Below are 24,926 nucleotides of genomic sequence, written 5' to 3' on the forward strand. Positions count from 1 at the left end.
TGTAGAACCACTCTGCATGAGTGATTTGCCTTCCGATCCAGCATTGCTTCGACAAGCCGTGATGGCGCTATCGTCACGGCTTGCGGCGCTGTCGGCGGAATGCAGCATGCTTTCGGCCGAGCGTGATGCAGCGATCGTCCAACGCGACGCTGCGGTCCAGGAGAACGACAAGCTCCTGATGATCCTGTCCCAGTACAAGCGCACGATCTTCGGTCCCCGGTCCGAGACCCTGGACCCCGGACAGCTGTCTCTCTTCACCATCACGGCGGAGGCGGCTCGTGCCGCCAACGACGACGTGACCGGAGGCAGGCTGCCTGACGGAGCGGAGGGCCGTGGAAAGCGACCGGCGCGACGCAGCCGGGGGAAGCTCCCGGAGCATTTGCCGAGCATCGATGTCGTGATCGATATCGAGAGCCACATCTGCCCCTGCTGCGGCGAGCGGCTACACAAGATCGGGGAGACCGTCAAGGAAGCCTACGACGTCATTCCGATGCAGTACCGGGTCAAGCGCATTGTGCGTCCGAGGTACGGCTGCCGGGGATGCCGCCTGGGTGTGCTGCAGGCACCCGCGCCGGCCCAGCCGATCGATGGCGGGATGGTGACGGAAGCCTTGCTGGCCCACATCGCGGTGATGAAATACGGCTACCAGCTGCCGCTGTATCGGCAGGAGCAGATGTTCGCCGCGCAAGGCATCACGCTCGACCGGCAGACGCTGGCCTCGTGGATGCGCCGCGCCGCCTGGTGGCTGAAGCCGCTTCACACGCTGTTGCGCGACACAGTGATGTCCTACCCGCGGCTGTTTGCCGACGAGACGCCGCTGCCGGTTCTCGATCCCGGCCGAGGCAGGACCAAAGTCTGCCAGTTCTGGGCGATCGCCACCGATGACCGTCCGTGGGGCGGCCCGGCGCCGCCGGCGGTGGTCTTCATGTTTGCCGAGGATCGCAAGGCGATCCGCGCCTAGCAGCTATTCGGGGACTACCACGGCATCCTGCAGGTCGATGGCTATGCCGCCTACAAGGGCCTGATCAAGAACGGCGGCCGTCTGATGCAGCTGGCGTTCTGCTTCGCGCATGCGCGGCGGAAGTTCTGGGACGTTCACGTCGCGATCAAGTCGCCGATTGCCGCGGAAGCGCTGCAACGGATCGCGATGTTCTACGCCATCGAGGATCGCATCCGCGGTCTGCCGGCGGCGCATCGGGCTGCAGTGCGGCAAACCGACACCAGGCCGTTGATCGAGGACTTCAAACCCTGGCTCGAGGCGCGGCTGCTGGAAGTCTCGAAGAAGTCCGGTCTGGGCAAAGCCATCCGCTACACCCTCAACCATTGGAACGGCCTGACGCTCTTCATCGATGACGGACGCATTGAAATAGACAACAATACGGTCGAGCGCAGCATCAAGCCGATAGGGCTTGGAAAGAAGAACTATTTGTTCGCGGGCAGCGAAGGCGGCGCCGAGACATGGGCCATTCTCGCGTCGCTCATCAACTCGGCAAAGCTGCAAGATATCGACCCACGGCACTATCTGACCGACGTCCTCGAGCGCATCGTCTCTGGACGCACAAAGATCAATTAGCTGCACACGCTGCTGCCGTGGAATTGGAAGGTCGAGCGCGACGGTTCGGAGGCAAAGCTCGCCGCCTGATCAGTTCGACGGCAGAGCATCTGGAACTTCCTGCGCGTCGCTGGTGTCGTCATAGATTTCCTCTCGGATCACGCGCAGCGTCACCTCGTGTAGATAGACTTGCAGCGCCCTCTCCAGCTCGGTGAACTCCGGCAACAGGATCTTGTCGACGAAGCCCCGCGACGCGCGGACCATCACCGTGTTGCGTCGCTGGCGGTGGTAACGAAACGGCCGTAGCCCGTACCGGCGGCAAAGCGCCAGAAACAGATGCCGCGACCATTGGTCAGGAAGTGAAAATTGCTGCTCGATCGGGGGGTCGTGACGAGCCAGCTCCTCGACCCGGGCGCGTACCCGCTGCAGCGCAGCTTCCGCCGCAAGGCGCTCACCAGCCGTTCCAGCACCCACGAACAACGCCTCGATCTTCCGAAGCTTCTCGCGCAGCTGAGAATCGCTGGTCATTCTGATGCCCCGTTGCCCGCTCCAACCCGGGATCACCCCATCACCGATCAACGGCAGCGTCAATCACCCTGACCGCGCAATCCAGAGCATTCCGCGCAAGTCAAGGCCGGGCACGGTGATCCTCCCATGACGCTCACTCTTCATCGAGCGGCTGTGGCGGTCGCTCAAGCATGAGGACATCTATCTCAAGGGCTATGCCGACGGCCGCGAGGCCAAAGCAGGGATCGCGAGCTGGATAGCCTTCTACAACGATCGCCGCCTTCATCAGGCGCACGGCTATCGCACGCCAATGGCGGTCTGGCGCGAACGGATCCAGGCCGCGAAGACTGTGGACATGGTGGACAACGCTGACGCGTTGACCACATGCCCACAGCAACTGCAGCAGACAGAGTCTCTGGCAGCGTGATAGAAAGGGATCAGGAGCGGTCACTTTCCAACTAACAAACCGGTTCAAGCGGTCCCGCTCTCCGGGTCCATTTCAGATGACGAGAAGCTTTCGGCCCGGAAAGGCCGCGGCGAACTCGAGAAACTCGACGCGGCGACGGCGTTTTGAATGCGTCGCGATGATCTTTCCGGTGGCGACTTCAAGCGCCGCAAACAGCGTTGTCGTGCCATGCCGCTTGTAATCGTGGCTCTGGCCGGTCAAGGCGCGGCCATTGGGCAACTTCAGGTAACCCTGCGCTCGCTCCAAGGCCTGGATCGAGGGCTTCTCGTCCACGCATAGCACAATGGCCTTCGCGGGCGGGGCGACGTAGAGGCCGACAACATCGGCGGCTTTGGCCGTAAAGTTCGGGTCGTTGCTCTCGCACCAAGACTTGCGAGCCGCGAGGTCAATCTTGTGGCTGCGCAGGAACCGCCAGACATATTGGACGTCAACATCGCCGAGCGCCTCGGCCAGCAGAGGGCCGGTCCAGCGCGCAAACCCTTGCGGGGCCGGCTTATCCAGCAGCTTCAGAATCCGTTTGTCGGTGACCTTCGTATAGATCGGCTGCTTGCCGGGCCGCGGCTTGTCTTGCAGCCCTTCAAGGCCATGATCGGCATAGCGGTGCCGCCAAAGGCTGACAATCCGCGGCTGGGCTCCGACTTCTTTGGCGATCGAGCGGGTGCTGCGCCCATCCGCCGCCAGCAGAACGATCCGCGCTCGCTTCAAATCGCGCTGCAACGTCAACGGCGAGCGACAACACGCCTCAAGCACCTTGCGATCTTTCCGCGAAAGGTGGACTTCTCTTGCTTCGGGGATCATCCATATCTTGAATCACGACTCACGATCCAAGAATAGTGGGTACTAGTTCAACAGCGATCGGGACATCCCCCCAGCGCCGCTATGCCCATCTTGCGCATCAACCGCTGCACGCGCTTGCGATTGACCGGAAGCCCCTCAGCCTTCAGCATCGCGGTCATTCGCCGCGAGCCCAGGAACGGCCAGGCGGTGAACAACTCGTCGAGGCGCCGCATCAGGGCAAGGTCGTTGTCGTTGGCTGGCCGTGGCGGCCGGTAGACCCCAGAGCGCGCGATGCCAAGCAACATGCATTGCCGGCGGATCGACAGCGCCATGTTGGCGCGATCGAGCATTCCTCGACGGTCCGGCGTGCTCATCTTCCGGACCTCCGCGCTAAAAAATCGCGCTCGACTGTCAGTTGTCCAATCTTGGCGTGCAGCTTCTCGATCTCGCGTTCGCGAGCGTCCTCGCTCTCCCGCCCCGACACCCGCGTCAAAGGCCCGGGCCGCCTGGTCCAGCAGTTGCTTCTTCCAGGCATAGATCTGGTTCGGGTGAACCTCATAGCGCTGGGCCAGATCGGCCACCATCGCCTGCTCCCGCACGGCTTCCAGAGCGATCTTTGCCTTCAGCGCCGCGTCGATCTTGAGAGCTGGCCCCGGTTGTTTGGACAGCGCCCCGCGGGATTTAAGTGGATTCCTGCCGGGTTATGCTGAACGCGGGGCCTTACGATTTTGTCGTTGCGTCGGGAGGGCGTAGCCCGACCAGAGCGACGACAAAAATCGTCGGCGACGGTCATGCGGCCATCACCATAGCTTGCGTGCCGAAGTAAGCCTCATCGGGCGTGCGCCCGTCAAGGCTCGAGTGAGGGCGTCCCTGATTGTAGAAGGCCAGATACTTGGCAATTGACGCTCGCGCCTCGGACACGCTGTCGTAGGCGCGGAGATAAACTTCTTCGTATTTGACCGTGCGCCAGAGCCGCTCGACAAACACGTTGTCGCGCCAGGCGCCCTTGCCGTCCATGCTGATGGCGATCTTCGCGTCCAGCAGCACATCGGTGAACTCGAGGCTGGTGAACTGGCTGCCCCGGTCCGTGTTGAAAATCTCGGGCCTGCCGTGCTTCGCCAACGCCTCCTGGACCGCTTCGACGCAGAAGGCCGCCTCCATTGTGATCGAGACGCGATGGGCCAGGACCCGTCGGCTGAACACATCGACGACCGCCGCGAGATAGACGAAGCCACGCCGCATCGGAATGTAAGTGATGTCCATTGCCCACGCCTGGTCGGGCCGCTCGATCTTCAATCCGCGCAACAGGTACGGGTAGATCTTGTGACCCGGTGCCGGCTTGCTCGTGTTCGGGCGACGATAGACCGCCTCGATCCCCATGCGCTTCATCAGCGTCGCGATGTGCGGCGACCGGCGTATACGCCTTCCCGCCGCAGCAACGATCGCAGCATACGCGCTCCCGCGAAGGGATAATCGAGATGCAGCTCATCGAGCCGACGCATCAAGGCAAGGTCCTCGGCCGAAACTGGCCGAGGTTCATAGTAGACCGTGCTGCGAGCCAGCTTCAGGACCTTCGCCTGGCGCACGATAGAAAGATCATGACCGCGGTCGATCATCGCTTTGCGCTCAGCAGGCCCGCCTTGGTGAGCGCGCCGGACAAAAAATCGTTTTCCAACGCCAGCTCGCCGATCTTGGCATGTAACGCCTTCAAATCGACCGGCGTCTCGGCCGATGCCTTGTCATGCCCAAACACGCCGGCGGCGCCTTCCAGGAGCTGGCTTTTCCAGATCGTGATCTGGTTCGGATGAACATCAAACAGTTGCGCCAGCTCCGCCAGCGTCTTGTCGCCTTTGACCGCAGCCAAAGCAACCTTCGCCTTGAATGCCGGAGAATGCGTCCGGCGGCTCTTCTTCGTCATCTTCGCTCCTGATTCGCGGCAAGAATCCTCGCCGCTGTCAGGCAGAAAATCCACTCAAGCTACTGTCCGAATTTGCGGAGCCAGCTCTCAGCACCGAGAGTTGAGTGCGTATTTCGGCGATGGTGAGCGGCGATTTCAGGCGATCGTGAGCAGCTGTTTCGCGCGATGATGAGCAGCGGCTCTGACCGACATGGGTGATTGGTTCAGGGGTTTGAGTTGGCGTCAAGAGTTTGATTGCGGGCGTTCTGCTTTCGCATGCTTTCTCCGGAGAGTTGCAGACGGTGAGCGTTGTGAACGAGGCGATCCAGGATGGCGTCGCCGAGGGTTGGGTCGCCGATAACGTCGTGCCAATGTTCAACAGGGACCTGACTGGTGACGATGGTGGAGGCGCGACCGTGGCGATCATCGAGGATCTCCAGAAGGTCGCGCCGTTCGGGCGGATTGAGAACTGACAGGCCCCAATCATCGAGAATCAGAAGTTGAATGCGGCCGATGGTTTTGAGCAGCCGGCCATATCGGCCGTCGCCGCGAGCCAGGGCGAGCGCTTCGAACAGGCGCGGGACGCGGTGATACTGGACCGAACGATTGTCGCGGCAGGCCTTTTGGCCGAGGGCGCAGGCAATCCAGCTTTTGCCGAGCCCGGTCGAGACAGCGTCACAATGCCGGGTGTCCGGCGTTCGAGGTTTTGATCCTCTATCCGTTCCATCCTCGGGCCGGGCAGATGGTGCAGGTCGAGCACCGCAAGCGTTTCGCCGGCGAGGACCATCTGGTCGTGGTGCAGCCCGACGGGACACTCGCCCTGATCCCGGCCTGGATGAGCGAGGATATTGCTCGCTCTGCAACGCTCACAGCAAGCCCTCGGTTGGCTGTCGAAAGGCTCGTCGAACTGCGGGCGCGAATCGATGTGCTTATCGCCTCTCGAGGCGGGGCATGGCCCCTGCGTGAAGGAGGGGATCATGCAACCAAGACGCCATTTGCAACGGAGCCTGTTCGAGGAGGATCGCCAGACGCCGGCGATTCCGGCGTCGCAGAGAAGCACTCTCGTCTGCCTGATCGAGGGGCTGCTGCTCGAGGCCCTCGCCGACGGCGCCAATATCGAGACGGGCACGCCAACCGCAGAGACGAGGGAGGCCGCTCATGAGCAAGGTCACGCCTGAGCACCTCGCCCGTCAGGCCGTCGTCTACATCCGTCAGTCGACGCCTGATCAGGTCGCCCACAACCTGGAAAGTAAGCGCCGTCAGTACAATTTGCCGGAGCGCGCGCGACAGTTGGGCTGGAGCGATGTTGCCGTCATCGATGACGATCTCGGCCGCTCCGGCGGTGGCGTCGCGCGGCCCGGCTTCGAGAAGCTGCTGGCCGCCATCTGTGAGGTGCGCGTCGGGGTCGTGGTCTCGATCGAAGCGTCCCGGCTCGCACGCAACGGTCGCGACTGGCACACGCTGCTCGAGTTCTGCGGTCTCGTCGGCACACTGATCGCCGACGAGGACGGCGTCTACGATCCGCGACAGCCCAACGATCGCCTACTGCTCGGCATGAAGGGTACCATGAGCGAGATGGAGTTGTCGGTACTGCGCCAGCGCTCGCTCGAAGCGCTGAAGCAGAAGGCGCGCCGGGGCGAGCTGTTCATGACGGTCGCCGTCGGCTACGTGCGGGTCGGCCACAACCGCATCGAGAAGGACCCGGATCGGCGCGTCGGCGAGGCGATTGCGCTCGTCTTCGCCAAGTTCACTGAGATGCAGACGGTGCGTCAGGTGCACCTCTGGTTCAGACACGAGCGCGTTCCGTTGCCCGCCGTCACCTATGGCGCCGAAGGCCACCTGGTCGAGTGGAAGCTGCCGGTCTACAACACGATCCTGCACATTCTGACCAACCCAATCTATGCCGGCGCGTATGCATTCGGGCGCACCGGCAGCCGCATCAGCATCGAGGCCGGCCGCAAGAAGGTGGTTCGCGGCTTCAAGAGGGAGCGCAAGGATTGGGAGGTGTTGATCCCGAACCATCATGAGGGTTATCTGAGCTGGGCGGACCATGAGAGGAACCTCAGCCTGATTGCGGATAACGCCAACGGCAAGAACCCGATGAGCCGCGGTGCCCTGCGCCGAGGTGAGGCTCTGCTCGCCGGCCTGCTGCGCTGTGGCCATTGTGGGCGCAAACTTCACGTCGCCTACTCCGGCAAGGACGGCAACACCCGTCGCTACCATTGTCGGGGCGGCGCCAACAATCATGGCGGTGACCCTTGCATCTCGTTCGGCGGCATGCGGATCGATCGTGACGTGGCCGCCGAGGTGATCGAGCGCCTGCAGCCGCTCGGTATCGAGGCGGCACTCGCCGCGCAGGCTGCGCGCAGCCGTGCGAACGAAGACAAACGCGGCCAAGTCGAACTGGCGCTGGAGCAGGCTCGCTATGAGGTGGGGCGCGCGCGCCGCCAATACGATGCCGTCGATCCCGACAATCGCCTCGTCGCCGCCGAGCTGGAAAAGCGATGGAACGACCGGCTGGCGGTCGTGCGCAATCTGGAGACAGAGCTGGAGGGACTGATGGCTTCGCCCGCTGCTGATCTCACACCTGCCGACAGGGAGCGGCTGATGACGCTAGGCGCCGACCTGGCGCGTGCTTGGTCAAGTGCCGGCGTGGCCCCCGAAACGCGCAAGCGGATCGTGCGAACGCTGATCGACGAGATCGTCGTCCGCGTCGAGGACAACGCGCTCGATCTGGTGATCCGCTGGCACGGCGGCGACCACTCCGCTCTCAAGGTCAAAAAAAATCGCTCCGGCCAGCACCGCTGGAGCGCAACGGGAGAGACAGTCGATCTCGTGCGCGTGCTGGCGCGGCAGATGACGGACAAAGCGATCGCGTCGGTGCTCAACCGATCCGGCAAAACCACGGGGCGCGGCAATGGCTGGACCAAGTCGCGAGTGTGCAGCTTGCGCAGCCACAACGACATCGCAGCCTATCGCGAAGGCGAGCGCCACGACCGCGGCGAGGTCACTCTGGACGAGGCGGCCGCGGCCCTCTCCGTCAGCCCGTCAACCGTGCGACGTCTGATCAAGGACGACCAGCTCGCGGCGAGCCAGCTTTGCAAAGGCGCACCTTGGATCATCAAAGCAGCCGATCTTGAGCGTCCTGACGTCAAACGAGCCGCCACCGCGCGGCGCCTCAGACGTCCGCCGTCCGGCACTCCGCTACAAAAAGAACTGGAACTCTAACGAGATAGAAAGGTGAGCATTATGAAGCGGGCTCGGTTGCCCCTGTGATGAGCAGGTTCTCGTGACGGTCGATCCAGTCGCCGCCGACGAGTCTGGCGAAGACGCTGCGGTCGATGCCGCGTGGCGTGCGCAAATCGACGTCTTCCACGCATGCGCTCTGGCGTAGCGCGGCGAACTTGAGGCGGGTCGTGAGACGTTTGGTGTCGCGCTCGGCGGCTTCGCGATCGACGAGAAGCCCGACGCGCTCCTCGAACGGCAGGGCGTCGAGGTCCGGTGATCGTCGCTGCTCCTCGAAGGCTTTGGCCATTCCGGTCAGGCCAAGCGTGATCAGCCGTTCATGGGTGGGGTGTGTGTCAGCATTGGAGTCTCCCTGATTCAGTGGAAATAGCCCTGACCGCGGATGTTGCCGTGGCGCAGGGGCTGGTGGTCGGACGTCTCGTCGAGGAAAGCGCGATCGAGGCCGCTCTTGAGGATCGAACGGATCGAGGCGACGGAGCGGGCCTTGATCAGGATGCCGCGTCGGCAGGCGGCATCGACGCGCGCATGGTCGTAGCTCCTGGCCAGCGACAGGATACCGAGGCAGGTGCGAAAGCCTTGCTCGGGGTGCGGCCGGGCTTCGATGACGACCTGGAAGAACGCCGCGGTCGATGGACCGATCTTCTCGCCGGCGGCGATCAGCCCTCCCGGTGTCCATTTGCCGTAGCGGCGGTGGGCGCTGGGCATATGATCGGCAATCGTGGTGTGGCCGCGCCGGTTGGGCGCGCGGGCGTGGCTGGCGATCCTCTGTCCCTTGTGGAAGACCTCGACGGTCTTGTCGGCGATACGGACATCGACGAGTTCACGGATCAGGCGGTAAGGGGTGGAATACCAATGGCCGTCGATCTCGACGTGATAATCTGGGGCGACACGGCAACGCTTCCATCGCGCAAAGACGTAGGGCTGGTCCGGCAGTTCTCTCAACCTGGGGCGATCAATCTCGGCGAACAGTTCGGTCCGGCTAGAGCCGAAGCCGCGCATCTGGCGGGCGTTGAGTTCGACGACGAGCCCGCGGATGGCGGTATTGAGCTCCGCCAAGGAAAAGAAGCGCTGGTTGCGCAGGCGGGCCAGGACCCAGCGCTGGGCGATCTGGACTGCGACCTCAACCTTGGCCTTGTCCTTTGGTCGCCTCGGGCGGGCCGCCAGGATCGCGGTGCCGTAATGGCCGGCCATCTCAGCATAGGTGCGGTTGATCCCGCGATCGTAGCGATCGGGGTTGGTCACGGCGGCCTTGAGATTATCGCAACGAACTTCGGCACGCCGCCGAGATACCTGAACAGGCTGGCATGCACGCCGATCCAGTCGGACAGGCTCTCGCTTGGGCAGGCCTCGGCGTAGGTATAGTTCGAGGCCCCCATCGCCGCGACGAACAGCTTCATGGCGCGCACTTCGCCGGTGATGGGATCGAAGATATCGATGGTGTCGCCGGCGAAATCGACGAATACCTTCTCCCCACCGGCGTGGGTCTGACGCATGCTTGGCCGGGCCCGCCGCTTCCAGGCCTCGAACGTCGTGCAAAACCAGGTATAGCCAAAGCCGTCCGGATTGGCGGCGCGATACTCTTCCCACAACAGCAGGCGCGTCACGCTGCGGCGGCGCAGCTCCTTCTCGACATAAGCCCAATCCGGTGTCGGGCGCCGGTCGCTTTGCGAGGCTGCCGTCGGCGCCGGAAACAGCAGCAGTTCAAGGCTCTCGTCGTCCAGGCCCTCCGGCAGCGGCCAGGTCAGCCCCGCAAGGCGGGCGCGACGCACATAACCGTGTACGACCCCATTGCTCACTCCCAACGTCCGCGCGATGACGCGCTCGGTCAGGCCCTGGTGCCTCAAACGTAGAACTTCTCGGATCCGGCGCATCGACAATCTCTCGGTAGGCATCAGGCTTCCTCATTGGTTGAATGAAGACTCCGTAGCCCGGTTGAGTTGTCGGTCGAAGCGTCCGGCACCGCCAAACGTTGCTCACGATCGCCTGAAATCGCTGCTCACGATCCTCTGAAATCGTTGCTCACGATGCGCTGAAATCCGTGCTCACGATGCCGCGAAACGCGCAAGTTGAGCATGAGATAGCGGCATGACGCCTTCCTTGATCGGCGGTCAGGTGAACTGCCCCTCGATTCTTTTGTAGTAAAGCACAAGGCCGCTTCCGTTCCAGCTCAGGATCTTCACGCGATCTGAAGGCTGAGTGTCTGTCCGGGAACATCTTGAATCATCGGAATCATTTGTGATTCAAGGGTGGCGGTCCGATTCGAAGGGGCGCCCATGTGGACGAAGGAGAACCGCGGTCGTTACGACCGAAGCCGGCTACGCTATCCAAGCGATTTGACTGATGAGGAATGGGCGTTGGTGGAGCCGCTGATTGCGCCAGCCAAGCGAGGCGGCAACAAGCGCACGGTCGATGTGCGCGAGGTGATCAATGGCCTGATGTATGTGCTGAGCACCGGTTGCCAATGGCGAGCGATCCCGAAGGACCTGCCGCCACGCAGCACGGTGCACGACTATTTTGACTTGTGGGCTTGGAACGGCACGCTCGATCGCATCCATCACGCGCTCTATGTACAATGTCGAGAATTGGCCAACCGAGAACCCAGCCCGAGCGCCGCCATCATCGACAGTCAAAGCGTCAAGAGCGCGGAAAAAGGGGGGCGTGGATCGACCCGCATGGCTACGATGCGGGCAAGAAGATCAAGGGCAAGAAGCGCCACATCCTAGTCGATACTCAAGGCTTGCTGCTCCACGCCCTCGTGCATTCGGCGGACATCCAGGATCGTGACGGTGGGGTGCTGGTGATGGCCACGCTGTTTGGCCTGCATCCATTCCTGCTGAAGCTTTATGCTGACGGCGGCTATCAGGGGCCGATCTTTCAGTCCGCCGTTCGCAAAATCCTCCGGCAAATCGACGTCGAGATCGTCAAGCGCTCCGATACAGCAAAGAGTTTTGCGATCTTGCCCAAGCGATGGATCGTCGAACGCACCATCGCCTGGCTCAACCGCTGCCGCCGTTTGGCCAAGGATTGGGAGTGCCTCAACCGAAAGGCATTGGCGTTCTTGCGCCTCGCCTCAATCCGCCTCATGCTGCGAAAGCTCTGCCAAAAAACAGCATGATCCCGGACAGACTCTGAGGGTCTCCCGGCTAATCGCAAGCGCGTGCAGCGGTTGATGCGCAAGATGGGCATAGCGGCGCTGGGACCGGAGCCGAACACGACAAAGCCGGCGCCGGGCCACAAGATCTATCCCTATCTGCTGCGCAACATGACGATCGACCGGCCGAACCAGGTGTGGGCGGCCGACATCACGTATCTGCCCATCGGCCGCGGCTTTCTCTATCTCGTCGGCATCATCGACTGGCGAGCCGTGCGGTTCTGGCGTGGCGGTTGTCGAACACGATGGACGTCTCGTTCTGCCTGGCGGCTCTGGACGAGGCGCTGGCGACGTACGGCACGCCGGAGATCTTCAATACCGACCAGGGCAGCCAGTTCACCAGCGTGCCCTTCACCACGGCGCTGGCGGCCGCAAACATCAAGATCTCCATGGATGGCCGCGGTCGTTGGATGGACAACGTCTTCATCGAGCGGCTGTGGCGGTCGCTCAAGCATGAGGACATCTATCTCAAGGGCTATGCCAACGGCCGCGAGGCCAAAGCAGGGATCGCGAGCTGGATAGCCTTCTACAACGATCGCCGCCTTCATCAGGCGCACGGCTATCGCACGCCAATGGCGGTCTGGCGCGAACGGATCCAGGCCGCGAAGACTGTGGACATGGTGGACAACGCTGACGCGTTGACCACATGCCCACAGCAACTGCAGCAGACAGAGTCTCTGGCAGCGTGATAGAAAGGGATCAGGAGCGGTCAGTTTCCAACTAACAAACCGGTTCAAGCGGTCCCGCTCTCCGGGGCCATTTCAGGAGACCGGAGTGATGGCTCTTGCGGATATCGGGCGAGAAGGGGTCAAGCCAGCCGGGAGGAATGCGGCGGGACCGAAACTGATTTAGCTCGATCGCCGGATCGGAAGCCTTAAAGCCTCCCATCCGCAAGTTTTCAACGGCCTCCACGACGGGTCAAGTCCATCGGCCGATGAGATCAACGAAGTGTTTTCAATTGCCTGACGATAGGATCAACCCCGGTACGAATAGGATCCACGCAAGGCAACTTCAACATGGCACTCGTCGTTGCCAAGGCGTGGCGAGCTTCACCATCGCTCATGGATGAGGTGTTGAGTGATATGCCGACGAACCGTACCCCGGGGTTTGTCAGTCGGGCCGCCGAAAGATGAGTCGAGATGGCATCATCGAGTTTTACAATGGGAATATGTGGAAAGCCCCCTAGTGACTTGAGGGACGGATTGTGACAGAGAACCAGCGCGTCAGGTTGTGAGCCATGGAGGAGTCCAAGGGAAACGCCGGCATATGCAGGGTGAAACAAGGACCCCTGCCCCTCGATAATGTCCCAGTGATCGGCGTCGTTGGCTGGCGAAAGCGCTTCCGCCGCTCCCGAGATAAAATCGGCCACGACTGCATCGACGGCGATACCGCTCCCTGAAATCAGAATTCCCGTCTGACCAGTAGCACGAAAACGGGCATTCATGCCATCTCCTACCATGGCTTTGGCGATTGCCAGAGCTGCGTATTTTTTCCCGAGGGCGCAATCGGTTCCCACGGTCAGAAGACGCTTCCCAGGACGACGGATACCGCTTCCAACAGGAAAGGCAGTGTCACAGTGTCGAACATCATGGATCTTCCGGCCAGTGTTTGTTGCGCATTCAGCTAGTGTGGGAATCTCCTTCAGCCGCTGATGCAGTCCTGCCGCGAGATCCAGCCCCGCTTTCAGGGCATCTGCCAAAGGAGCGTGCCAGCTTTCCGGCAATTGCCCTCCGGGAGCCGCAATTCCGATAACGAGTGTCTTAACCCCTGCCCGCGCTGCTCTCTCCGGAGTCATGTCGGGCAGGCCAAGACTTACCGCCTTCTCGGTGAACCGGAATTGACCGATGCAAGCGTCGGCCGCCCAGTCTCGCAGTCCGAATGCGGTTTTTGCATTCCCCGGCTCATCCATGTCGCCGATCATTAGCAGATACGGCTTTTGGATTTGATGTGTGCTCATGTCGCCCTCACTTCCCGCCAATCTTGTGCGAATAACCCCATAGGGCTTCCGGACAAGTGATATATCCGTCCTCATATTGAGCCCTGATGGACCGATCGCTCTTGAGTAATATCGGCCCATCCAGATCCACAACAGTGCAAAGCTGGCCTACGAGAAACGCTGGCGCCATGGCAAGCGACGTGCCGATCATGTTTCCGATCATTGCCTCAAGCCCGTACTGGCGTGCCGCCCGGGCCATCGCCAAGCTTTCAGTGAGCCCGCCACTCTTGTCGAGCTTGATATTGACCACACCGAATCGCCCGACCAGGTCCGGAATGTCGCGGAGTGATTGAGCGCTTTCATCTGCGGCGATCGCGATCGGCGAATCAAAGCCGTCCAGAAGCGCCTCGTGTCCTACAGGATAAGGCTGTTCGATCAGCTCCACCTTGCTCTCCACCATGATCGGCATTAGGTGCGTCAATGAATGACGTGTGAACCCCTGATTTGCGTCTACACCAAGCCACGCGCTCGGCTGCGCCTCGCGAACCGCGCGAACGCGATCGCCGTCGCTGGCTTCTCCAGTCAATTTGATCTTGATAGCCCGAGCCCCGCGATACGCGCGGGCAGCAGCTGCCATTTTTTCCGGGGTATCGGCACCGCACGTAAATGTCGTGACTAGAGACTGCGGCGGCTTGTGCAGCCCGGCCAGACGCCAGGCCGGCTGCCCGCTGGCCGACGCTTCGAAATCCCACAAGGCGCAATCCAGCGCATTGCGCGCACCACCAAGCGGCAATAGCTGTTGCAACGATCGGGCGGTGAGCCCGCGTTCGACCTTGGCTCGCACTGCTTCGAGTTGGTTGCGCATCGATGCAGTCGTTTCATTCCTGTAATCGACACCCGCAGCCTCTCCGCGGCCGGCAAAGTCATCGTTCTCCAGAACCACAACAAGAACCTCGGCAGCATCCAGCGTTTGGCCCGTCATACGAAAGGGCGCGACCAGCGGCCATTTTTCCGTTTCCACTCGCATTCTGAGGGGACCAGTGGGTTCGTGCTCCATGAAAGCTCCATCGACAAACTGGACAGGCGTCAAAAAAACAAGCGAGCCCGTATCGTTATAGCTATGGGCTATTGTCGACCGAGCGGGAGACTTTCCACAATCCATAACTTACAATCCACGTATTTGCGCTTCTAAACCGCATCTTCAGCACTGGCCGTGCGGCCGGAATGGCGATTAAGCAGCGCGTTGATACCGGCGGCCGGGACGGCAGCGCTGAACAGGTAACCTTGTCCTTCTGTGCAACCATTGGCCACTAGATAGGCCAGCTGGCCAGCGCCTTCGACGCCCTCGGCCGTGGTCGTCAAGCCAAATCCCTCTGCAAGGTCAACGATAGCACGAACAATCACCTGGCTCTCGATACTGTCGTCGAGATGCGACACGAAGCTGCGGTCTATCTTGATCTTGTCGAGACGAAACGAAAGAAGCTGGCTAAGCGTAGCATAACCCGTTCCGAAATCATCGAGCGCGACGCGGACTCCGGCTCGACGGAGTTCTTCAATCACGGTCTTCGCAACCTCGGTCTTTTCCACGAACGCGCTCTCGGTAATTTCAATCTCCAGGCGGCGCGGACTGAATCCGGTTTGCCCAAGGATCGATAGAATGCGATGCCCAATCGCTGGATCACGCAACTGAACGGGCGAAATATTGAAGGCAAGCGTAAACATCTCCGGCCACGTACTGGCATCGAAACAGGCCCGGCGAAGAAGCTGATCTCCGAGCGCGTTTATCAGGCCCGTTTCCTCTGCAATCGGAATAAACATATCGGGCGGAATATGCCCAAGGCTCCTACTTCTCCAACGCGCCAGGGCCTCGAACCCGACGATGCAATTACTGCTAAGCGAAACGACAGGCTGGTAGTGCGGCTCGATGACATCCGCCGTGATAGCGCTGCGAAGTTCCCGCTCGATCTCGATGCGCCGCTCAACATGCATGTCCATTTCTGGTTCGAAAAAGCGAACAGACGACCTCCATCGCCTCGCGCGCGATAAAGCGTACGTTCTGCGCGCCTGACCAACTCGTGGAGATTGACACCGTCAATCGGTGCAATGGCGACGCCAATGCCGACATCAAGCTCGGCCGCACCCGTCTCGATCGAAAAGGTGCCGGCGGCGGATGCCACAATACGGCGTGCCAGATTGATGGGATCCTCAAGGGAGCTAATGTCTGGCAGGAAAATCCCGAATTCGTCGCCTCCAATCCTCGCCAGGACGCCATCCACGCGCAAGACGTCGCCGAGCCTGTGGGCAATTTCGCATAGCGCCTTCTCCCCCGCTGCGTGGCCATGAGTCTCCTTGATCCTCTTCAAGCCAACAAGGCCAAGCATCAGAACGGCTATCCGGCGAGTGTGCCCGGCGAGGCGAAGGCTCGCATGACAGTTTTCATCAAACAAGCGACGGTTAGGCAGGCCCGTCAATGGATCATGTCGCGCCAGATCGCGCGCTTCTATTTCTGCAACGGTCCGCGCTTTTGTTTCCCGGGCGAGATCTCGATAGCGGCGAACACTAAAAATTGTCAGCGCAACGCTCACGAAGAATGCGACGATTATGATGAACACCATGGGGTCGAGTGCCGAATCCGAATAGCCCCGTCCCAGCTGAAACAAACGAGGGCCAAGCTCATAAAAATGCGCCAAGATCGACGCCCCCAAAGAGCGCAATGAAATCTCTTTTGGCCGAACTACGCCAATCGATCGCCATCCGCGTTTCACCTTCCACTTCACGCCTAGCTCATCCACTTGGCTCAACGCCGTCGAAGGAAAATTCGCCAAGTCGCCTCAAACGCGCCGACTGCTGATCGGTCCGCGAATTCAACGCCGCTATTAACCGTTTCCTCGACGAAACCAGTAGTGATCCATTTTTAACATTCGTCTTCTAGGGGCGAACTCGCCAGCCGGGTGAGAACCGGCGTCAGGGCCGAAGCACCTGAGACGGAGCGCGGGACTGAAAGAACCCCCTATGCGACAATCACACGATTGCGACCTCCAGATTTCGCGCGATAGAGCCGATGATCGGCCACGGTCAGGAATTCGTCAAGCGTGTCTCCATCGGCCCCGAACTCCGACACCCCAACACTGATGGTGACGCCGACTGACGGCTGGGCTCCGACGTCGAATGCACTGCGTTCGATGGTCGATCGAAGGCGATCGGCTATCGCGCTAGCCGTGTCGAGTGTCGCCCCCGGCAGCAACACCATAAATTCTTCACCGCCCACGCGCGCGACAGAATCGCAAGGGCGGATGGCGTCCAGACACGTTCGCACGAATGCGCAGAGGACCGCGTCGCCGACACTGTGGCCACATGAGTCATTGATCTCCTTGAAATGGTCGAGGTCGATCGACAGCAGAGATAATGGAGCGCCGCTTCGTTTGGCCCGGGCGATCTCGGCGCCAATATGCTCGATGAAGTGGCGCCGATTGCCGGCACCGGTCAGCGGGTCGGTGGCGGCAAGACGTTCCAAACTTTGATTGCTCAGTCGCAATTGCTGTAGCGCCCTTTGCGTCTCTCCCATCGAGTCGGCCAGGCGGGCCATCATTTCTTCCTGGCTATAGATGGCCGAAAATGACTGCGTGGTTCGGAACGCCTGAACAACGCCATAGCTGAGCAGGACGAATCCGCCAGCAAAGATCGCGTGGGCGAGCCACCACATATGATTCCAGGGCGTCGCCAGAATGAATGCGAGCGAAGATAGCGCAAACCACGCGACCGAAATGCCAAAGATAAGCATCAGCGGCGAGTGAGGCCGCCGCATAAGCATTGCCCCGACGTTGAGCGCGCTGAACACCAATGCGCCGCCCTCCATGGATAAGCGGACCGCGGGGCGTCCCGCATAGGGGGAGTAGGCGATCAGACCGACGGCTATATCCATCGTTAGGAATAGGCCGATCCAGATCAACCATGCGCGCGGATCCGAACGCTTCTCGACCTCGTCTGAAGGCTGGTTGTAGCTGAGCAGCCCAACGAAGAGCAGAATTGACATTCCAAGACGCGACGCTGGGCCATAGAGCAGAAACAGCCAGATATTGCGGTGTGCCATCTCGGTGAAGGTGCCGTGCGGCAGATAGATCAGCACGAAGCCGAGAAATCCCAGCGTCAACCAACGTAACAGAGGTTCGCCTGAAGACTGATAGCAACGCCACGTCACATACGTGACGAAAAGCCCCTCGATGGTGGCTATTGCAATCGCAATTTCGTGGAACAGGTGATTGTTGAATCGTAGCGTGGGATCCTGCTGGAAATACAGGTAGGCGATGAACTGCGCTGGCGTCACGGCGAAGGCGATTAGGAGAAGGCGCATATACGCCTGTGTGACCAGCTGGAGCGCGTTGGTCGGTTCGTGTACCGGAAGATGAGCGTTCATATGCATACACCGTCTCCCAACATGAGCAGCGGTCGCTCAGGGACCCTTGGGCGGCTCCGAGCGAGACTCTGTCCCAGAGTGCCTTGGTCCTTACTGTACTATCGAGATGAGGAACCAGGGCTCGCGCCGTCCGAAGGCTCTTCAACAACTCGACGGCTCGGACACCGCTGCACCGGTGAAGACGCACACATCGAGCTTCCGTTTTCTTTGGATCTGCGGGCCTTCAGTTGACCAGGCGGCGGCGCGGACAGCATTGGCCTTGTCGACGAGGACCGGCGAGCGCGCCCCATCGCGATCATCAGCGTCGTGTACCGCGTGTATATGTATTCGACTCTCCGCGTTCAGGCCGCCCGCTGCGTTGACGGTCAGCGTATCGTGTGTGTTCAGAAGATTGTTCTGGCCGCTGCCGCGGGTCGTCACGTCTGCGAGGCGCTCGAGAACGCCCCATCGGAAGACGAGGAACTCACGAGCCTGCGAAAGAAAGGGCTTCGCCTATCACCGTACTCACCCTTCCGCCTGCCGCCGCGGGTATCCCCTGCTGGGGTAACACGCCTAAAGAGCGACAAAGAGCGACGCGGTAGGCGTCAGCGCGCTTTGATTGGCGAGTTTCTTGTAGGCCATCTCCGATCTCCCTCGTCTGAATGCCCGCACGGCACGGCCGAGGCCGTTAGGATACCTGAGCTTGCCGAGTTAGCCGCCTGCCAAACCTTGTAGGTCGTCCCGTTAATCCAGCCTTGCCTTCGTTTCACTGTCACCATCAAGAACCGCAATTCTAGAGCCTGACTGCGTCACCCTGTTTCACGAGCGTGTTGAGTCGGAACGCTGCCTCGAAGCTGCCCTTCGTTCCCTGCAAGCTTCCTGGACAATTCCTTGAGTTTTCAATTAATGGCGAGCAGGACGATGGTAACTCAAACTGCTGTCCTTGACAGATTCCTCGAACTAACTTCCAAACCCCCGGAGAATGAAGCTGAAAAGCAGGCGTGGCCCGCCTCTCATCACGCTGCAACAGGTTTGAAGGTGATACGGCCCGGCTCACCGGCCTTGCGGTGAGGCCGCATCACGATCTCGATATCCTGCTCGAACACCGTGAGCATTTTCATCAGGCGCTCGGCTGAATAGTCACTGTAGTCACCACGCAGCAGGTGAGACAGGTCAGGCTGCGAAATCCCGATCAGCTTTGCCGCCTTGACCTGGGTCAGGTTGCGTGCCTTGATCAGGCGATGCAGCTCGGTCACGATGCTGGATTTCAGCAGCCGTTCTTCTGGATTGGGCAACCCAAGATCGGCCAATATATTGCCGCTGCCCTCGTAGGCTTCGATTTTGCGTTTGGTCATGGCTTGCGGCCTCCTTTGTCTGCCCGCGCACGATAATGCTCTTCAGCATCGCGCAGGCGCGATTTGATAGGTTCAATGTCTTGCTGGGAAGTGGCGATGCCCTTCTTCGCCTTCTTCTGAAAAGCGTGGAGCACGTACACCATTCCGGCAAAGCGCACCGTATAAACGGCCCGGCAGGTCTTGCTGTCGAAATCATCGACTAGCTCCTGGATAGCACGCCCGCCGAATCCTCTCAGCGCCTTTGCGGCTATTGGCTCCTCACCTTCCTGCACTTGGTGCAAGGCGTGCCCCCACCTTGGCGGGGAATCGCTTCAAGTCCTTAGGGCTTGAGCCAATAAAGACGCAGGGTTTAGGTTCGGGCCGTTTTATGTCACTTCCTATATTATGGGGGTATCCCCATAATGGAAGGGGTTGCACACCTTACCGTCGGTCGGCAGATATATTAGGCTTGTAAGTTGTTCGGGCGATGAACGCCACCAGCAGGCGATAGCTACCTGATCGGCAGGACAGAAGAAAATACATCGACGGGCAACACGGGCAACGGCACATTCGGTCCAGCGCAACGATCGCCGGCGCGCGCGTGCCGGTTCAAGTCGACGTGGGCTTCGGAGAAGCCATCACGCCAGAGCCCATCGATATCTAGTATCGTGTGTTGCTGGACAAGCCCTCGCCTCGCTGCGCGGCTATCCGTCTGACGGTCGGTCAGGCGCTCCATGAGTGGGAGAAGGTCGAACAGTATTTTGATTTGTACGCCGCAGTTCTCGGCGCGGTGATTCCGGTTGGAGCCCTCGGAGCCTACCGCAGCGGGAGCGCCTTTAGCAATCCCCAGACAATGCTGGCCGAAGCCGCCGACGCGCTTTGGCATTGGGCGCCTAATGACGAAGTGGAACGCGAATTAAAGTTGATTAAAGCGGTCGCGTCCGAAGCCGCAGCCCGCCGCGCCGAAATCGCCCATGGCATCGTGATAAGCGAGAACGGCGACAACAATCACTTCTTGGTCCCGTCGTTTCATTCTTCGCGCAAACGCGACCAAGCCCACGTGAAGTACGCTTTCACCGGCGGCCAGATCGCCGCGTTAGCGACAAGTTCAATCTTCTGGCGACCGACGTCTATCCTGGATAAAAGGTCCGCGACTGGCGAGAGGCTTCGACGACGAAGAAGCGAGCCGAAGCAGCGTCCGAGTTCGGGCGTCGCGTCCGCGGCCCTCGATTGCCGGCCGATCCTATCAAGCTGACCCTGACGGAGGGGGCTACCCGACAGGTCGAAGCCGCCATCGACGCGTTCGAGCGCGGCGACTTCGACCTCGCGCTTACTCTCGCTGACGGGGATAATCAAACGCGAAGTGAACTTCCTGTTTGCGGGCTTGCGCAACAATCCACTATCAAAAGAGCGTTTTCGGAGAAGAGCGATTGGATCACGTTACTCAACGCGAGCGTGATTGGCTGAAGCACGGCGGCGCGTTGTCATGGAAATCGAATGCTTCAATGCTGCCATGATGATCGCAAGGGCGGCGTCTAAACTGGAGGTCTTGAGCCCGAGGATAGAAGACTTTCGAACTTGTTTATGGCCAGCCTAGTACCCACTTTTCTTGGATCGTGAGTCGTGATTCAAGATATGGATGATCCCTGAAGCAAGAGAAGTCCGCCTTTCGCGGAAAGATCGCACGGTGCTTGAGGCGTGTTGTCGCTCGCCGGTGACGTTGCAGCGCGATTTGAAGCGGGCGCGGATAGTTCTGTTGGCGGCGGACGGGCGCAGCACCCGCTCGATCGCCAAAGAAGTCGGAGTCCAGCCGCGGATTGTCAGCCTTTGGCGACACCGCTATGCCGATCATGGCCTTGAAGGACTGCACGACAAGCCGCGGCCCGGCAAGCAGCCGATTTATACGAAGGCCACCGACAAGCGGATTCTGAAGCTGCTGGATAAGCCGCCCCCGCAAGGGTTTGCGCGCTGGACCGGGCCTCTGCTGGCCGAGGCGCTGGGCAATGTTGACGTCCAATATGTCTGGCGGTTCCTGCGCAGCCACAAGATTGACCTCGCGGCTCGCAAGTCCTGGTGCGAGAGCAACGACCCGAACTTTACGGCCAAAGCCGCCGATGTTGTTGGCCTCTACGTCGCCCCGCCCGCGAAGGCCATTGTGCTATGCGTGGACGAGAAGCCCTCGATCCAGGCTTTAGAGCGAGCGCAGGGTTATCTGAAGTTGCCCAATGGCCGCGCCTTGACCGGCCAGAGCCACGATTACAAGCGGCATGGCACTACGACATTGTTTGCGGCGCTCGAAGTCGCCACCGGAAAGATCATCGCGGCTCATTCAAAACGCCGTCGCCGCGTCGAGTTCCTCGACTTCATGAACGGCGTTATCGCGGCCTTTCCGGGCCGAAGGCTTCACGTCATCCTCGACAACCTCAACACCCACAAGAAAAACGAGCACTGGCTCAAGGCCCACCCCAACGTGCAATTTCATTTCACGCCGACAAGCGCGTCCTGGCTCAATCAGGTCGAGGTCTGGTTCTCGATCTTGCAGGGGCAGTCACTTAGCGGCTCCTCCTTCACAAGTCTCAAGCAGCTTCAGGAACACATCGATGCCTACGTCAACGCGTACAATGACAAAGCCGAGCCCTTCGTCTGGACCAAGAAAAAGGTTCGTCAACGCCCCTTCAAAGGCCGCCGTATCACTCAGCTCTGATTCCGGATACTAGATAACTTCTGATTGCAGGTGTTCCGACAATGCGGATGGCTATCCTCGATTGGTCAAAATCCATCAGTCTCTCGGCAGCGATCGCCTTCCTGATCATATTTGGAGTGTTTGGGGGCCGGCCAGGTGCGCCGATGGCATTCGCCTTCCATAAGATCGCGCGGGGCTTGCTCCTACCATGGCGGTGTCGCCCGTACCGGACCTTTATGGTTTGTGCTTAGCATCGCAGTTGGATTTGCGGCGCGGGCGCTTGCTGATGCAAGTAGTCCCAGACGACAACGCGGGGCGGATCGCGGCCGCCACCCGAGCAGGGCTAAAGGCGGGCCCGGTGTGCCTAGGACCCCGGGCCCATAACCTCAGCAACGTCATGGCGGCGCCGTTCGGCTACATGTTGGTTCTAAGCGCCCCTGTCGCAACCGCCTTGAGCAAGGTCAAAGAGTGCCCTTCTGGCAGTCGGGCTGGTCATCGGTCGACCTCACACTGCGATCGGCTACAAGCGGATGCAATTCAACCTTCGATGTACCAGGCGAGCATAGCTTCGCCTAACAGCGGGCACGAACGAAGCAGATCCGTCCTCCCATGCCGCAAAACAATAACCATGAACCATTTAGAAAAAATTGCCGGCTGTTCCCGATCCTTAAGTGATCGTAAACCATGGGATGGCAACAAACCGCTATGGAAACTGAACTCCCGCCTGAAACGATACTGCGAGACATCCGTCGGCAAGAAAAGCGCAGGTCGATTTTTAAGCACTACCACCGGCAATTTCTCGATCGTCTTCGTGACCGCAATTGGGTGTCTTCGTTAAAGCTTCCCGACAGCCCCGGAACGACGCTCGCTCTTTTACGAAGCGGATGGATGGAGCGACGCTCAACGGGCAAAGGTGTCGAATATCGTATGACGGAAGCCGGTCTGTTGGAGCTTAGCCGGCCGCGATAACTCAAGCGCGGAGAGGTGGAGGCAACGCAGTGTCAACAGCCATGGAAATGATCGTCGCCGGCTACGTGAAGGTGCGGGACCGACGTGCCTTAACGGACCTACTCGCGCATCGGCGCAAGATGCTGGGCGAACTACACGCTGTCTCCGGCATCGATCCCGCGAACGCTGTTAAAGCCGTCCAAGACGAAATAGCAACTATCGAAGCCGGCCTAGCAGTTTGCTGAAAAACGATGAAGTTGAGAGTTTTCTTGTCTTTGTTCGGTCGCTGACGGGGCGGACCGCTGGAGGTTGGATACCGTGTTCGGCGCGGCGCCGGGTTAGCCCGGCGCGGGGTGGCTAAGCGGCAAGCAGTTTGGGAATGCGGATCAGGTTATAGGCGATCAGATTGAGCAGGAAGTCGGCGGCGACCCGCGCGATGCCACGATGTTTGGTTTTGCGCATGGTGCCATGCTGCTTGCCCCACCCGAAGATGCATTCGACCATCGCCCGGCGCGATTGCGACATGCCATATCCCCGATGCCGCGTGGTTCGTTCGTCGATGGCGCTGTTGCGGGACTTGCCGGTCTTGGTGACGGCCTGGTTCTGTGTCACATGCGGCGTCACGCCGATGGCGCGAAGATTGGCGACATGATCGGCGGTATCGTAGGCCTTGTCCTCACCGACCGTGATGCGATGGCCGGCAGCTTTGCGTTTGGCCTTCAGCATGACCTCCGAGGTACGGCGCTCGGCGGTGCCATTGGCATGCGTGACCCTGCCGGCCACCGCCAGTCCATGCCGGTTCTCCATGGTGGCGTGGCCCATATAGCAAACCTTGGCCTCCCGTCCGGCCGCCTTGCGATAAAGCCTGCTATCCGGGTCGCTGGTACTCGCGTGAGTGTCGTTCTTGCGCTTCTGGCCGTGGAAGTTGGCGCCGTCATCATCGTCGCCGCTGCCGTCCTTGGGGCGAAAGCTCTGCTCTGAAGCCCAGGCTTCGGTCAGCGTTCCGTCCACCGAAAAATGCTCGTCCGACAGCAGCGGCTTGACCTGCGGATGGTTCAGAAGCCGGGTCATGAACTTCGTGAACACATCGCCGTTCTGCAGCCGTTCCCGATTCTTGGTGAAGGTGGTCGGGTCCCAGACCGGATCGTCCGGCGACAGTCCCACGAACCAGCGATACAAAAGATTGTAGTCCAGTTGCTCCATCAACTGGCGTTCCGAGCGGATGCCGTAGAACACCTGCAGCAGCAAGGCGCTCAGCAATTGCTCTGGAGAGGATCGAAGGACGTCCCTCGCTGGCGTAGAGCCTCCCAAGGCTGCGGTTCAAATCACTCAAAACATCCCGGACAAGTTCCCGAACCTTCCGCAGCGGATGGTTCGCTGGCACACGCGTTTCCGGCGCGATGTACGAAAACAGGCCGCCCTGGTCCGTAAACCTGCCGCGCATGATCGTCTCCACCGATTCGAGATGATAAAGTGAATCACCAAGCTCCCTCCGTGGCGAGGGGGTTCTTCAGCAGACTGCTAGCGCGATTCGACGTGGGGCCTCAGCAGGTCAACCGTTTCGATTAGTCCCGCAGCCTCCATCACGAGCAATAGCTCCCCTGGCATCATTCCCGGTTTTTTAAAGCGTTATTGGCGATAGCTCGATCGAGACACGCTACTGGCGTTCTACGACTTCCCGGCCCAGCACTGGAAACAGTTGCGGACGACGGATGAGATGGACAAGCGATTTTTTCATGACCGAGATGACGATTGCAGAAATCGCGTACGTCCATTCTTTTGTTCGGCTGCGCCGCGGGCCATTCTTCCGTCCCGGCCACCGATCTCGCAGCCGCCGCGCGCAGGGGCGGTCAAGGCTGGCCGCGTTTGCGGCCACCGCAAGGCTTGGCCTTGACCGGCGCGAGCACGACGGCACGCTGGCGTGGAACGGGGCTGCGTTCCTGGCGTGGCTAGATCTTCCCGTCAGCCGCGATTATGGTTGTCGGGCGCGGGCGACCTCGTGGCGAAGCGTGACGCGTCGGCTGCAAGTGTCACCG

14 protein-coding genes and 10 pseudogenes are annotated in these 24,926 nt (G+C 60.5%); 8 read left to right on the top strand and 16 right to left on the bottom strand.

Annotated features, from left to right (window positions below; translation table 11 throughout):
- The first annotated feature begins 16 nt into the window (after positions 1–16).
- A pseudogene (locus IVB23_RS13545) lies at positions 17–1,573 on the top strand (IS66 family transposase).
- Between the two features lie 69 nt (positions 1,574–1,642).
- Here IVB23_RS13545 and IVB23_RS13550 read toward each other — a convergent pair.
- The 5 genes and pseudogenes from IVB23_RS13550 to IVB23_RS13570 all read right to left on the bottom strand — a co-directional run.
- Positions 1,643–2,080 carry a hypothetical protein gene (locus IVB23_RS13550; RefSeq protein WP_074279456.1) on the bottom strand — a complete coding sequence of 146 codons (438 nt, stop codon included), beginning with the start codon at positions 2,078–2,080 and terminating at the stop codon, positions 1,643–1,645.
- Between the two features lie 481 nt (positions 2,081–2,561).
- A pseudogene (locus tag IVB23_RS13555) lies at positions 2,562–3,323 on the bottom strand (IS630 family transposase); the annotation flags it as partial.
- Between the two features lie 47 nt (positions 3,324–3,370).
- The gene (locus IVB23_RS13560; protein ID WP_247803882.1) at positions 3,371–3,886 is read right to left on the bottom strand and encodes an IS3 family transposase; all 516 of its coding nucleotides are present in this window, start codon (positions 3,884–3,886) and stop codon (positions 3,371–3,373) included.
- 205 nt (positions 3,887–4,091) lie between these two features.
- Positions 4,092–5,220 (bottom strand): annotated as a pseudogene (locus IVB23_RS13565) (IS3-like element ISRj2 family transposase).
- Between the two features lie 203 nt (positions 5,221–5,423).
- Positions 5,424–5,864 (bottom strand): annotated as a pseudogene (locus tag IVB23_RS13570) (ATP-binding protein); the annotation flags it as partial.
- 312 nt (positions 5,865–6,176) lie between these two features.
- Between IVB23_RS13570 and IVB23_RS13575 the strand changes: the two are divergent.
- Together IVB23_RS13575 and IVB23_RS13580 are read left to right on the top strand one after the other, a co-directional pair.
- Positions 6,177–6,377: a hypothetical protein gene (locus IVB23_RS13575; RefSeq protein WP_247803883.1), complete on the top strand. Its 201-nt coding sequence runs from the start codon at positions 6,177–6,179 to the stop codon at positions 6,375–6,377.
- The gene (locus IVB23_RS13580; RefSeq protein WP_247803884.1) at positions 6,358–8,427 is read left to right on the top strand and encodes a recombinase family protein; all 2,070 of its coding nucleotides are present in this window, start codon (positions 6,358–6,360) and stop codon (positions 8,425–8,427) included. Before IVB23_RS13575 ends, IVB23_RS13580 begins: the two co-directional genes overlap by 20 nt.
- Before the next feature lie 34 nt (positions 8,428–8,461).
- Here IVB23_RS13580 and IVB23_RS13585 read toward each other — a convergent pair.
- Both IVB23_RS13585 and istA read right to left on the bottom strand, forming a co-directional pair.
- A pseudogene (locus tag IVB23_RS13585) lies at positions 8,462–8,734 on the bottom strand (ATP-binding protein); the annotation flags it as partial.
- Positions 8,735–8,802: 68 nt separating this feature from the next.
- A pseudogene (gene istA, locus IVB23_RS13590) lies at positions 8,803–10,337 on the bottom strand (IS21 family transposase).
- Positions 10,338–10,718: 381 nt separating this feature from the next.
- On the opposite strand from istA, the pseudogene IVB23_RS13595 reads away from it, so the two are divergent.
- Positions 10,719–11,560 (top strand): annotated as a pseudogene (locus tag IVB23_RS13595) (IS5 family transposase).
- 33 nt (positions 11,561–11,593) lie between these two features.
- Positions 11,594–12,285: pseudogene (locus IVB23_RS13600) on the top strand (IS3 family transposase); the annotation flags it as partial.
- 251 nt (positions 12,286–12,536) lie between these two features.
- Here the strand turns inward: IVB23_RS13600 and IVB23_RS13605 are convergent.
- The 8 genes and pseudogenes from IVB23_RS13605 to IVB23_RS13640 form a co-directional block, all read right to left on the bottom strand.
- Complete coding sequence (locus IVB23_RS13605; RefSeq protein ID WP_247803885.1) at positions 12,537–13,553, bottom strand: DUF1611 domain-containing protein; 1,017 nt, start codon at positions 13,551–13,553, stop codon at positions 12,537–12,539.
- A 7-nt stretch (positions 13,554–13,560) separates the two neighbouring features.
- On the bottom strand, positions 13,561–14,589 hold the full coding sequence (locus tag IVB23_RS13610) for a dipeptide epimerase (RefSeq protein ID WP_247803886.1): 1,029 nt from the start codon (positions 14,587–14,589) through the stop codon (positions 13,561–13,563).
- Positions 14,590–14,720: 131 nt separating this feature from the next.
- Positions 14,721–15,527: an EAL domain-containing protein gene (locus tag IVB23_RS13615; RefSeq protein ID WP_346659139.1), complete on the bottom strand. Its 807-nt coding sequence runs from the start codon at positions 15,525–15,527 to the stop codon at positions 14,721–14,723.
- A gap of 89 nt (positions 15,528–15,616) precedes the next feature.
- Positions 15,617–16,147: pseudogene (locus IVB23_RS13620) on the bottom strand (GGDEF domain-containing protein); the annotation flags it as partial.
- Positions 16,148–16,542: 395 nt separating this feature from the next.
- Positions 16,543–17,952: a GGDEF domain-containing protein gene (locus IVB23_RS39395; RefSeq protein ID WP_276578586.1), complete on the bottom strand. Its 1,410-nt coding sequence runs from the start codon at positions 17,950–17,952 to the stop codon at positions 16,543–16,545.
- A 135-nt stretch (positions 17,953–18,087) separates the two neighbouring features.
- Complete coding sequence (locus IVB23_RS13630) at positions 18,088–18,366, bottom strand: hypothetical protein (protein ID WP_247803887.1); 279 nt, start codon at positions 18,364–18,366, stop codon at positions 18,088–18,090.
- A 575-nt stretch (positions 18,367–18,941) separates the two neighbouring features.
- Positions 18,942–19,280: a helix-turn-helix transcriptional regulator gene (locus IVB23_RS13635; RefSeq protein WP_247803888.1), complete on the bottom strand. Its 339-nt coding sequence runs from the start codon at positions 19,278–19,280 to the stop codon at positions 18,942–18,944.
- On the bottom strand, positions 19,277–19,552 hold the full coding sequence (locus IVB23_RS13640; protein ID WP_247804848.1) for a type II toxin-antitoxin system RelE/ParE family toxin: 276 nt from the start codon (positions 19,550–19,552) through the stop codon (positions 19,277–19,279). Before IVB23_RS13640 ends, IVB23_RS13635 begins: the two co-directional genes overlap by 4 nt.
- Before the next feature lie 380 nt (positions 19,553–19,932).
- Here IVB23_RS13640 and IVB23_RS13645 point away from each other — a divergent pair, with 380 nt between their 5' ends.
- The 3 genes from IVB23_RS13645 to IVB23_RS13655 all read left to right on the top strand — a co-directional run bounded on the left by IVB23_RS13645 (position 19,933) and on the right by IVB23_RS13655 (position 23,135).
- Positions 19,933–20,514: a hypothetical protein gene (locus tag IVB23_RS13645; RefSeq protein WP_247803889.1), complete on the top strand. Its 582-nt coding sequence runs from the start codon at positions 19,933–19,935 to the stop codon at positions 20,512–20,514.
- A gap of 384 nt (positions 20,515–20,898) precedes the next feature.
- Positions 20,899–21,963 (top strand): IS630 family transposase, encoded by a 1,065-nt coding sequence (locus IVB23_RS13650; RefSeq protein ID WP_247803844.1) that lies wholly within the window; start codon positions 20,899–20,901, stop codon positions 21,961–21,963.
- A gap of 977 nt (positions 21,964–22,940) precedes the next feature.
- Complete coding sequence (locus IVB23_RS13655) at positions 22,941–23,135, top strand: hypothetical protein (protein WP_247803890.1); 195 nt, start codon at positions 22,941–22,943, stop codon at positions 23,133–23,135.
- Positions 23,136–23,247: 112 nt separating this feature from the next.
- On the opposite strand, the pseudogene IVB23_RS13660 reads toward IVB23_RS13655, so the two are convergent.
- A pseudogene (locus IVB23_RS13660) lies at positions 23,248–24,334 on the bottom strand (IS5 family transposase).
- Positions 24,335–24,926 lie beyond the last annotated feature (592 nt).

Source organism: Bradyrhizobium sp. 191 (assembly GCF_023100985.1).
Classification (GTDB): domain Bacteria; phylum Pseudomonadota; class Alphaproteobacteria; order Rhizobiales; family Xanthobacteraceae; genus Bradyrhizobium; species Bradyrhizobium diversitatis.